The sequence below is a fragment of the Bacillus sp. Nf3 genome, assembly GCF_003028545.1.
Lineage (GTDB): Bacteria > Bacillota > Bacilli > Bacillales > Bacillaceae > Bacillus > Bacillus safensis.
Genome location: NZ_PYUA01000004.1, coordinates 285,009 through 296,078 on the forward strand (window position 1 = coordinate 285,009; position 11,070 = coordinate 296,078).

Genomic DNA, 11,070 nt, shown 5'->3' on the forward strand with positions numbered 1-11,070 from the left:
TTTATTATTATGGTTATATAATAGAGACTGTCAGTAACAGAAAGCCCAGAACTGATACATAACCCGATTCCGTAGCTCAGCTGGGAGAGCGCTACCTTGACAGGGTAGAGGTCGCTGGTTCGAGCCCAGTCGGAATCATCGTTGAAACCCTTGCCTAGCAAGGGTTTTTTTGTTATTTGCAGGTTGTTTTTTTTAGGTTAAAACGATTAAAGTGTTCTGCAGTGTTAAATTCTAATTTGTTTGTGACATGATGATAAATATCTGAGGTTGTTTTAGTACTAGCATGTCCCGCTCTTTTTTGAATAGATGTACCCCACCTGTTTGGGATGGGGTATCTGCATCAATACATTCAATATTTGTCTCGTGTAATTTAAATAAATAAAGTTCGTTTATCTTAATATTTAATAATGGTTCTTCCTAAATGTTGGCCATTTTTAATGGCTTCAATTTTTTCAGGTAACGTATCGAGCGTGATCTCATTGACTAGAGTCGTTTGGGAGATATTCCATTCGTTTGCTATCTCGTTCCAAATTACTTTGCGTTTATTGATTGGTACATTTACAGAATCGATCCCTAGAAGGTTGATCCCTCTTAGAATAAAAGGTAACACAGTTGTTGTTAATTTAATTCCGCCTGCATTCCCGCACATGCTCATGCTTCCACCATAAGAAATTTGAGGAATGATCACAGAAGCCACATCTCCTCCTACGGTATCTAAGACGAAGTCAAATTTTTGTTTGTTTAATGGTTTTTTTAGCTCGCCTAATTCATTTGCAAAAATGACATCAGCTGCTCCTAAAGATTTTGCTATATCAACTTGATGATCTTTACGCACTAAAGCAAAAATATTGTTGTACCCAATTTTAGATAATAATTGTATAGCAATGCTACCAACTCCACCAGTTGACCCTGTAACGAGTATATTAGGTTGATTTTTCGTACTCATACCATTTTCCTGTAAAGCCATGATAGAAAGAGCTGCGGTAAAGCCTGCTGTTCCAAAAATCATTGCTTCTTTTAAAGTCAAGTTATTTGGCAAAGGAACAATCCAATCCGCAGGTACTCTAGCATATTCAGAAAAACCTCCAGTGTGGCTCATGCCCATAGCGAAACCTGTGACAATCACTTGTTGACCCTCTACGAAACGATGATCTGTTGTATGAACGATAGTCCCACTTAGATCAATTCCAGGAATCATTGGATAGTTACGAATTACACCTCCATTTTTTTGAACAGCCAGCATATCTTTATAATTGATTGAAGAATATGCTACTTTAATTAATACTTCTCCTTCAGATAAATCATTAACACTTACATTTTGAAGATCATAACTAACTTGATCATTTTTTTCTGTAACTAGAATCGCTTTAAATGAATCCATTGTGTATCTTCCTCTCTAAAAATATATTATAACAAAATATTTCTGGTCCAAAAGTATTTCAATTAAAAAACTACCATGATATTATAGGTAAAGTCAATGTGGGGGAGATAAAATGGAATTATCAGAGTGCATAAATTTTTTACTAAGTGTTAGTCAAAATAAAGTGTTCAAGTACTTTAGTAAACTTTTAGAGGAAAGTGATTTGACACCCGCTCAATATGGTGTGTTGAACTGTCTATGGAGAGAGGGCCAGCTATCTCCTAAACAAATTGGAGAACTTGTATATTTAGAAGCCTCAACCGTTTCTGGAATATTAGATAAAATGCAAAAAGCTGACTTAATTGAACGCACAATAGATCCAAACAATCGAAGAAATATTTTAGTAGAGGCTACTCAAAAATCTTTAGTCATTAGAGATCAAGTTGAAGCAGCAACAATTGAGCTGAACAAGACAGCGCTTCAAAACTTGTCAAATGATGATAAGGTTGTACTAAAGAAAGCATTAAGTACCATTATAAATAATTTTCAATGATGTACTTTTATAAACAAGTTTCATATTAAATCTATAACTATCACAAGGCTCCTTTACAGGAGCTTTTTTCAGTTTTTTTCGGTGCTTTGTAAATCCTTGGATGTGATAATAAATATAATATTAAGTTTTTTATGGAAATTAGGTAAGGAATGGACAAAATTCTTTCTTTAGTGAAGAAGATTCAATGTTGATGGCAGCTATTCAGAATGGTTGGCTTGATGCAAATATTTTCAAACGCGCCGGATGCGATGGCATTTTGACTTATTTTGCTTTAGATATGGCTCGGCGACTGAGAGATGGAGAATCTCAAAACATATAGGCAAAATGAAAACAGACCATGCAGGGTCTGTTTTTTTATGAGGAATTATTTGAGGACCTTCAGAAAAAGTATTGATGGAAGAAATCCTTTTTCATACCGATCACACATCTTTTAATAGTATCAGTATATTCGGTTTAAGAGGTTACTTACAAAATATTTAGAACTATCTTGTAAGAATCCTCCTAAATGTAATACGGACTTTACATATTTTCTATTTGTCTATACCTTTCATATCTCTGTTGAATAAGCTCTTCTGAGGATAATGGTGTCAATTTTTTTAGAGATGATTCGATCACAGATTCAATCATTTGTGCCTGTGATTTGATATCATTTTGTGCTCCACCTTTCATTTCAGGGATGATTTCATCAATCATTCCTAACTGTTTTAAATCTTTTGCTGAAATTTTCATATGTTCAGCAGCTTCTGGAGCATACTTAGCATCCTTCCATAGGATAGATGCTGCTCCTTCTGGCGAAATTACCGAGTACCATGAATACTCTAACATATGGATATGGTTACCGACACTAATGCCAAGAGCTCCACCACTTGATGCCTCTCCAATTACAATACAAACAATTGGCACTTTAAGCGTAGCCATTTCAAATAGATTTCGAGCTATCGCTTCAGAAATTCCACGTTCTTCAGACCCTTTCCCTGGATAGGCGCCTATTGTATCAATAAATGTAATAATAGGGCGATTAAATTTATCAGCTTGTTTCATAAGTCTTAGCGCTTTTCTATAACCTTCTGGATGTGCCATTCCAAAATTTCTTTCTATATTTTCCTTTGTACTTCTACCTCTTTGATGACCAATAACCGTAACGGGCATTCCTTTAAATTTTGCAATACCACCTATCATTGCTTTATCATCACCATATAATCGATCACCATGAAGTTCGAAAAAGTTTGTAAACAATAAAGGTATATAATCCAATGTCGTGGGCCGGTTACGTAGCCTTGCAATTTGAACTCGTTGAAAAGCTGTAAGATTAGAATAAATTTCATCTTGCATTTTATTTAAACGTTTTTCTAATAAATGAATTTCTGACGATAAATCTACATTATTTTCTTTCATCATTTTCTTTAATTCATCAAATTTCTCTTTTAGTTCAATAATAGGACGTTCAAAATCCAAACTCATTTTATCCTCCAAAGGTTATGATTTACCTCACTCTAATCAAAAGACTTAGAAATAGAATCATTAAATAATTCAAAACCATCCACAACTATTTTTTGTTCTGATTCTGATAAATTATTAAGGATACGTTGATAAAATGTAAGGGATTGTTCTCTTAAGCGATTAACAGTAATGTGCCCTTTTTCTGTGAGGTGCAGAAAAAGTTCTCTTCTATTTTTTTCATTTACTTCACGATAAACAAGCCCCATTTTTACTAACTTATCTACCAACCTACTTACAGTTGAAGTCTCTAATCTAAGTTTATTGGATAGTTGCCAAACAGTTAATCTTTCCATCTCTAGTTCCTCTAACGCCATCATTTGAGAAGTTGGTAGAGGTTTTTCAAATGGTCCATTCGGCAAATTTTGAGATTCGAAAACCCCAGTTAATATAATCATTTTCTTAATATCTGTTCTTAGTTTTAAGGCATCTTCTCTTTTCAAAAAGGTCACCCTCCTACAATTCATGCATCGTACATCAATTGTATTATACATCAATGAGGTTTTTTCACAAGCTTAACATAAGCCAATATGACAACATGGACGAGGTATTTTTTCTTGTTAAATGTGTCTAATTTGTGAATTTAACAATTTCCACAAACTAAAATATATGGAAGTTCAGTCTATAGTAGGTAACATAATACTCATTGTTATGGCGGGTATCTAGTCTCGTAAAAGTGACAAGACTAATCATTTTGAATGAATAGAAGGAGGTTTCATGATTATTGCCATAACTGATGTTACACACGGTAGTAAAGTAAGAGAGCCAAAAGGTGCTCTGCGTTACTACTATACACATGCCTTAGAAATCGAAAATTCTAAGGAAGAGCTTCTCATCCAAATGGACTTTACAGATAAGCTCTCTAAAAAAAATTACACGGAGGTAATAGGAAATGAGAATTAACCACAATATCGCAGCACTTAACACATTAAACCGTTTATCAGCAAACAATGGTGCAAGCCAAAAGAACATGGAGAAACTTTCTTCTGGTCTTAAAATCAACCGTGCAGGAGATGACGCAGCAGGTCTTGCAATCTCTGAAAAAATGCGTGGACAAATCCGCGGATTAGAAATGGCTTCTAAAAACGCCCAAGACGGTATCTCTCTTATCCAAACAGCTGAAGGTGCATTGACTGAAACTCACTCCATCCTTCAACGTGTTCGTGAACTAGTCGTTCAAGCTGGAAATACTGGTACACAGCAAGGTGAAGACTTAGCTGCAATTAAAGATGAGATCACAGCGCTTGTTGAAGAGGTCGATGGTATTTCTAATCGTACTGAGTTTAACGGAAAAAAATTATTAAATGGTACGTTTAATGGAGTAGGTACACCTGGCACACCAGCAAATCCGCCGACAGATCCAGATGATCCAAGTACAGGTACACCTGCAGTCCCAGCAACTCCTGGCGATGCTTTAGTATTCCAAATTGGTGCGAATGCTACACAACAAATTAAAGTCAACATTCAAGATATGAGCGCTGCTGCTTTAGGCGTTACAGACGCAGATGGTGCAGTTGAGACAGGTAAGTCTGTTAAAGACATCGATGTATCTAAATTTGAAACAATTGCAGCTGATGACGATGGTGGATTTGATGATCAGTTAGCAATCGTTGATGGAGCTATTAAACAAGTTTCTGCACAACGTGCTAAACTTGGTGCAGTTCAAAATCGTCTAGAGCACACAATCAACAACCTTGGTGCATCTTCTGAAAACTTAACGGCTGCTGAGTCTCGTATCCGTGACGTTGACATGGCAAAAGAAATGAGTGAGTTCACGAAGAACAACATTCTTTCTCAAGCGTCTCAAGCAATGCTTGCACAAGCGAATCAACAGCCACAAAACGTACTTCAATTATTACGTTAATAAATCAAAAGCCCCTATATAAAGGGGCTTTTTTTGTTTGTCTTTATTCGGTTCGATGTCTTGTTCTAAAAGACGCTTCAACGCCAATGAATACGACAAATAATAATACTATCCAACTAACCAAATATTCGAGAGTGGCTTTTGTATTTCTCAGTGTTAGTCATTATCCTGTTTTTAACAAACAGGGAGCTACATAAAGCAGCTCCCTGACAAGTAATCAATCTTTCTTTTTTTTGTAGTCTTTTATTAAGCTTGAAACAGTTAAACCCATTACACCAAAAGCTACTACATAAAATAAAATATTTGTTACAGGTGTATCAATTTTTCCTAAAATCAACACAATAGCGATAATAGCGGCGGGTAAAGTAATTAACAAACCTTTGGATGCCTTATTTTCCTGTGTCACTAGCCGAGCACCTCCTTGTTGTTTTCCATTTAGGTGTGTTTTAGTTCATTTTAAAAAACGAACAACATGATGGTTTTAGCAACCCACCATGCTGCATTTTCACTTCCAGTCACTTTAAGAGCGCCTAAGTAAATACCATGTTCAAGAGCGCCTGTATAGTGTTCGAGAGTGATTAGAATGGTTTCTAACCCTGTTACACCGCCTATCATTACTTTCAGTTTAGTTGGTAATTGGTCATAAGCTCCTTTTATTGCTTTTATAGCCGAAGTGAATTTACCGTGTAAAGTAGCTTCTCCGTATGTTTTTGATTGAGCTTCTTTTATTACTTTTTTGAACTTTACTGTTTCATCTTCATTGAGATTCCAATACTGTGCAATCTCATCTATTGTAGGCTCTTTTGATTGTTCAAAAGAAAATTTTACAGATGAATAAGAAAAGGACTGTTCTTTTTCTAGAGCTTTAGTAGCATTTGCTTCTGCAAAAGGTGTGAATATAAAAACAGAAATTCCTGCAACTGTTGATAAGATTAAACCTTTAGAAGAACTTAGTTTTTCCATAATAAACTCCTACTTTTGAATATATTTTAGACATTAGGCTTTCAAGGAATGTAAGCTTATTTAGTAATGCAATATTTTTGTTTTAGCTGTTAGAAATATTCCTCCTACTCTAATTAATGTTATCATTTGTAAATAAAAGAAGTAAATAGGTTATTTGTTATAAGGTTTGAACGGTACAATATGCATGCATATTGATGAAAAACATGATTAACAAAGAATTTAAACAACAAAGATTAAGAATAAAGAGGTAACATTTTTAGTTCTTAAAAAACGAAGGAATACCGGAGGATAAAAAGCTTATGTAGTAACGGTAGAAGTGAATTAGAGGGTGTCACTAGTAATGACAGAATTCTATACCTCTACCTTGTCTGGGTAGAGGTGACGGTTCGATCCAGCTCAATTAGAGACCATCGTAAAGAACCCTTCTCTGTTAAAGATTAAAGAAGCAATAAGTAAAAAATATGAAACTATTTTATTTCCTCATCCATCACTTTCTTATATTTTTCAAATTCAGAATCCTTCATTTCTCCGTTCATTTGAAGCAGGAAGTTCCCTTTTGAATATGTGTGAGAGAAGAACATAGATCCAGCATTGCCCAACTCATCATAATAAGATTTGGCCTGGTTAAGATCAGTTTCATTTCCAAATTTAAAAATCCTTCCACCAGCATTTTCACCTAAAGAAGGAATGAGAATCCTTTTTCCTTCTTCTCTTATATTTCCAAACTCTTTTTGTTTAAGGTCAGTTGGTTTTTCTGCTTCAAGCCCAGCACTTTTGAAAGCTTCAATGATGTTGTCTGTGGTGAGCTGTTTTTTAGTAGATGCTGCACTGCTACAAGCTGTTAACAATAGTAAACAAGTAAAAAATAATACAAAATATTTCTTCATAGTAGATCCTCCTGATTGATAGATGCATAAGGATCTTACACTAAGTAATGCCTTTTTACTATCCTTTCGACAAAAATAGACAAATATGAAAAAACAAAGGAAAGGTAAAATGATAACATTCTGGTGAATACACATTTGATAAAATAATTAGCAAGAGGGAGAAAGATATGAAGTCATTTTTACTAATTGGACAATCAAATATGGCGGGGCGCGGCTTCAAACATGAAGTGCCTCCGATTTATAATGAAAGAATTATGATGCTGCGAAATGGCAGATGGAAAATGATGACTGAGCCTATTCATTTTGATAGGCCGGTAGCTGGATGGAGCATTATTTCGTCATGCTATAAGTGAAGCTAAATTTGCAAAGGAAAATAGCGAATTGGTCGGGATATTATGGCATCAAGGAGAAAGCGACAGCCAAGATGGGAAATACAAAGAATACTATGAAAAAATAATAAGATTATTTCATGAACTAAGAACTGAATTATCTGTACCTAACATTCCGCTTGTAATAGGAGGTTTGGGCGATTTCTTGGGAAAAACAGCATTTGGCGCAGGGTGTGTGGAATATCAACTGATGAATGAAGAACTAAAAAAATATGCACATCATCATGAAAATTGTTATTATGTTACTGCCAAAGGCCTTGCACCTAACCCAGACGGAATTCACATCAATGCGATGTCTCAGAGAATATTTGGTATAAGATATTATGAAGCATTTCGAAATAAAGAACATATACATGAGCCGTTAACAAATGAAAAAGAGTTAGTGAATGAATGTCATAATAGAATGAATACCTCAGTAGAGAAAACATATATAGCACTAGAACAGTTCACGCTTGGGAAGATGACTTACGAAGAGTTGCTGAAGGCCTTGCAGTAGTGATAGACGAAACATAACATATATCTTGAAAGGATGATTGTGGTGGTGAAAACAGATAAAGTCTCCTCCTGAATACATGAAATCACATTCAGGAGGAGATAAAAAATGTTTAAAAAAATAGATGAAAATTATCCGAGAAAAGAGCACTTTCATCATTATATGAAGGTAACCCGATGCTCATATAGCCTAGTTATCGATTTAGATATCACGAAATTGCATTCAATATTAAAAGAAAAAAAGCTAAAAGTATATCCTGTGCAAATTTATTTGTTAGCAAGAGCTGTGCAAAAAATACCGGAGTTTCGGATGGATCTAGTGAACGATGAACTTGGTCACTGGGATCTTCTCCATCCTAGTTATACGATTCTAAATAAAGAAACAAAGACATTTTCAAGTATTTGGACGCCTTATGACGAAAATTTTGCTCGGTTTTATAAAAGCTGTGTAGCTGATATTGAAGCTTATAGCGAAAGTAACAAACTATTTCCGAAACCTCATATGCCAGAAAATATGTTCAATATTTCAAGCCTGCCTTGGATTGCTTTTACTTCTTTTAACCTTAATGTATCTACAGATGAAACTTATTTACTGCCGATATTTACGTTAGGCAAATTTAAGGTGGAAGAAGAAAAAATCATCTTGCCAGTCGCCATTCAAGTACATCATGCTGTTTGTGACGGCTATCATGCCGGTCAATATGTGGAATATTTAAGATGGCTTATAGAACATTGTGAAGAGTGGTTAAGCGAATCATTGTATACTTAATTTTCAAAGGTATAGTCATTTGATAGAAAAAGGCAGACTTAGTAGAGTCTGCTTTTTCTGTTGTGAGCAGAAATGTGTAAAGTCACGTTATGTTATGAACTGTTCTTTTTGCGGTTTCTTTTCGGTGCTTTGTCATCTCTTACATGTGATAATAAATGTAATATAAGGGAAATTAGTGGAAGGGGAATAAGGGATGGAGAAAGTGATTTCTTCACATGTTGGTGTGAAAATAAATGAATGGTATAAAATGATTCGGCAATTCAGTGTCCCCGATGCAGAGATTTTGAAAGCTGAGGTAGAACAAGAAATTGAACGGATGGAAGAAGACCAGGATTTACTGATTTACTATCAACTAATGTGTTTTCGCCATCAGCTTATGCTTGATTATATTAAGCCTTCAGAAAAACGATCACCTTCTGTTTCTGATTTGGTTGATAAAATCGAAAATTCAAATCATCAACTTTCTGGTATGCTGCAATACTATAATGCTTTTTTTAGAGGAATGTATGAGTTTAGTAAGAAAGAATACATACAGGCTATTCAATATTATAAGATCGCTGAAAGGCAGCTCGCACTGGTTGTCGATGATATTGAACAAGCGGAGTTTCACTTCAAGGTGGCTGAAGCCTACTATATTATGAAACAAACTCATGTTTCTATGCATCACATCATAAAGGCGCTTGAAATTTACGATCAGTATGAGTTATATAAGATTAGAAAAGTTCAATGCTTATTTGTCATAGCAGGAAATTATGATGATTTTAAGCAGTATGAAAAATCATTAATACATCTGAATAAAGCCTATTCCATCGCTGAAGAAATAGCGGATAATAGGTTGATTGCCAAGGTGCTTTTAAATATAGGAAACAATTATGAAAAAAAACAAGAGTATGCAAAGGCTATCCAATACTATCAAGAATCCCTTGAAATATCAGAAGATGGTATGGACGATATAAAATCGGTCATATATGTTAACCTTTGTTGGGCTCTATATAAGATTGGAGAAAATGCCGAAGCATCCAAATTAGTGGATAAAGCTTTGAAGCTGGTCTCTCATAAAGAGAATCCACACGAGATTTTATTAATACGATCTATAAGAACAACATATGAGAGTAATGATGAGGAAGAGATTCAAGCTATGCTTCAGACATTTGAAGAAAAGCAGTTGTTTGTTTTCGTTGAAGAATTCACTAAAAACCTTGCAGTTATTCATGAAAAAAGAGGAAAGTTTGAGAAAGCAACAGAATATTACAGGAAGGCATTTCAAGCCCAACATAATATTCAAAAAGGAGAGTGTCTTTATGAGTGTTAAAAAAATGATTGTTATAAGCTCAATTATCCTTCTAGGTGCAGGTGTATATGAAGCAGCTAGCTTGATTAAACCAGCATCAAATAGAAATACAACAATGGAGGAGTCGAATAGAAATACAACTTTTATTCCACAAAAAATCGATCGAAACACAACCTCTCAAAACGTATAAACAAAAAATTAAAACAGACCCTGCCTGGTCTGTTTTTTTTTGGGGAGGGTTTGGGGTTTAACCCTTTCGGTTTTCTTCAGAAATTCACATTTTTTTCAAAAAGGCTTATCATAAAACCTTAATAAATTAGTCTTTTTCAGAGAATTTATGTTCAATCATCGTTGAAACCCTTGCCTAGCAAGTTTTTTTGTTTTTCCAATAACGAATGTTCTGTTTCTTTTGATCGGGTCGGGCTTTTATCTATCAAAATTGTTTTGAGTGTTTTTAGGAAGAGCTCGATATCACTTATTAAAAAACAAGTAACCTATAACTCTAGATAGTAATCTGGGTTTTGTTTTTGTGTCTTTACTCCTATTTCATGACAAATCCTCTGTTGGTAAAATTGACCTTGTCAAAGAATAGGAGGGAGTGACTTCTTCTGGGCAAGATACTTGATGCAAAAGCACTAACAAGTGCCATGGATACAAGGGCAAAACACTATCAGGAACTCCGCGAACAAATGGTAGATTTAAAAAAGGCATTACAAGGTGTTGCCAACCTCGGTGATAATTTTACTGGGAAAGGTGCCGATAACATTAAAAGCTTTTATAAAGAACTAGCGGGTAATGTTGACATGTTTATCAATTTCATTGATAAGCAAAAAGCCTTTCATGAAGGTGTTTCTGGAACACTTGATGATACGAGCTTTGGCGGCGATACCTTTGTAGAAGAACACTTTTTAGACAACGCAGTACATATGGGCATCAAGAATGCCAAAAGTATTGTAAAGGATCAAAAAAAGGCACTCAAAACGATTTTTCAAGACATTGATGACC

General features: G+C 34.9%; 13 protein-coding genes, 1 tRNA gene and 2 pseudogenes. 10 read left to right on the top strand and 6 right to left on the bottom strand.

Going from position 1 to position 11,070, the window contains the following annotated elements; all coding sequences use genetic code 11:
- Nucleotides 1-65 precede the first annotated feature (65 nt).
- Nucleotides 66-138, top strand: a tRNA-Val gene (locus C9414_RS14340).
- Nucleotides 139-394: 256 nt separating this feature from the next.
- Here C9414_RS14340 and C9414_RS14345 read toward each other — a convergent pair.
- Nucleotides 395-1,381: a YhdH/YhfP family quinone oxidoreductase gene (locus C9414_RS14345; RefSeq protein WP_107163875.1), complete on the bottom strand. Its 987-nt coding sequence runs from the start codon at nt 1,379-1,381 to the stop codon at nt 395-397.
- Between the two features lie 112 nt (nt 1,382-1,493).
- Between C9414_RS14345 and C9414_RS14350 the strand changes: the two genes are divergently transcribed.
- Nucleotides 1,494-1,913, top strand: coding sequence for a MarR family winged helix-turn-helix transcriptional regulator (locus C9414_RS14350; RefSeq protein ID WP_039177869.1), 420 nt, complete (start codon nt 1,494-1,496; stop codon nt 1,911-1,913).
- 181 nt (nt 1,914-2,094) lie between these two features.
- A pseudogene (locus C9414_RS14355) lies at nt 2,095-2,232 on the top strand (porphobilinogen synthase); the annotation flags it as partial.
- A 200-nt stretch (nt 2,233-2,432) separates the two neighbouring features.
- Here C9414_RS14355 and C9414_RS14360 read toward each other — a convergent pair.
- Both C9414_RS14360 and C9414_RS14365 read right to left on the bottom strand, forming a co-directional pair.
- Nucleotides 2,433-3,374, bottom strand: coding sequence for an acetyl-CoA carboxylase carboxyltransferase subunit alpha (locus tag C9414_RS14360; protein WP_107163876.1), 942 nt, complete (start codon nt 3,372-3,374; stop codon nt 2,433-2,435).
- A 32-nt stretch (nt 3,375-3,406) separates the two neighbouring features.
- Nucleotides 3,407-3,853: a MarR family winged helix-turn-helix transcriptional regulator gene (locus C9414_RS14365; RefSeq protein WP_107163877.1), complete on the bottom strand. Its 447-nt coding sequence runs from the start codon at nt 3,851-3,853 to the stop codon at nt 3,407-3,409.
- 274 nt (nt 3,854-4,127) lie between these two features.
- On the opposite strand from C9414_RS14365, the gene C9414_RS14370 reads away from it, so the two are divergent.
- Together C9414_RS14370 and hag are read left to right on the top strand one after the other, a co-directional pair.
- On the top strand, nt 4,128-4,313 hold the full coding sequence (locus C9414_RS14370; protein ID WP_058838865.1) for a hypothetical protein: 186 nt from the start codon (nt 4,128-4,130) through the stop codon (nt 4,311-4,313).
- Nucleotides 4,303-5,274 carry a flagellin Hag gene (hag, locus tag C9414_RS14375; RefSeq protein WP_107163878.1) on the top strand — a complete coding sequence of 324 codons (972 nt, stop codon included), beginning with the start codon at nt 4,303-4,305 and terminating at the stop codon, nt 5,272-5,274. The genes C9414_RS14370 and hag overlap by 11 nt, the downstream gene beginning before the upstream one ends.
- A 217-nt stretch (nt 5,275-5,491) precedes the next feature.
- On the opposite strand, the gene C9414_RS14380 is transcribed toward hag, so the two are convergent.
- The 3 genes from C9414_RS14380 to C9414_RS14390 all read right to left on the bottom strand — a co-directional run bounded on the left by C9414_RS14380 (nt 5,492) and on the right by C9414_RS14390 (nt 7,124).
- Nucleotides 5,492-5,680 carry a hypothetical protein gene (locus C9414_RS14380; RefSeq protein WP_059377832.1) on the bottom strand — a complete coding sequence of 63 codons (189 nt, stop codon included), beginning with the start codon at nt 5,678-5,680 and terminating at the stop codon, nt 5,492-5,494.
- 50 nt (nt 5,681-5,730) lie between these two features.
- Complete coding sequence (locus C9414_RS14385; RefSeq protein ID WP_107163879.1) at nt 5,731-6,237, bottom strand: hypothetical protein; 507 nt, start codon at nt 6,235-6,237, stop codon at nt 5,731-5,733.
- A gap of 467 nt (nt 6,238-6,704) precedes the next feature.
- A complete protein-coding gene (locus tag C9414_RS14390) occupies nt 6,705-7,124 on the bottom strand; it encodes a stress protein (protein WP_106025270.1) in 420 nt (139 codons plus the stop codon).
- A 167-nt stretch (nt 7,125-7,291) separates the two neighbouring features.
- Between C9414_RS14390 and C9414_RS14395 the strand changes: the two are divergent.
- From C9414_RS14395 to C9414_RS14415, 5 genes and pseudogenes are all read left to right on the top strand, one after another.
- Nucleotides 7,292-8,009 (top strand): annotated as a pseudogene (locus C9414_RS14395) (sialate O-acetylesterase).
- A 105-nt stretch (nt 8,010-8,114) separates the two neighbouring features.
- Entirely contained in the window at nt 8,115-8,774 is a 660-nt protein-coding gene (catA, locus tag C9414_RS14400; protein ID WP_107163880.1) for a type A chloramphenicol O-acetyltransferase, read from the top strand.
- Nucleotides 8,775-8,967: 193 nt separating this feature from the next.
- The gene (locus C9414_RS14405; protein ID WP_107163881.1) at nt 8,968-10,086 is read left to right on the top strand and encodes a response regulator aspartate phosphatase; all 1,119 of its coding nucleotides are present in this window, start codon (nt 8,968-8,970) and stop codon (nt 10,084-10,086) included.
- A complete protein-coding gene (locus tag C9414_RS14410) occupies nt 10,076-10,255 on the top strand; it encodes a RapH phosphatase inhibitor (RefSeq protein WP_107163882.1) in 180 nt (59 codons plus the stop codon). The genes C9414_RS14405 and C9414_RS14410 overlap by 11 nt, the downstream gene beginning before the upstream one ends.
- A gap of 457 nt (nt 10,256-10,712) precedes the next feature.
- On the top strand, nt 10,713-11,070 hold a 358-nt coding region (locus C9414_RS14415), incomplete at its 3' end, for a T7SS effector LXG polymorphic toxin (RefSeq protein WP_258182635.1).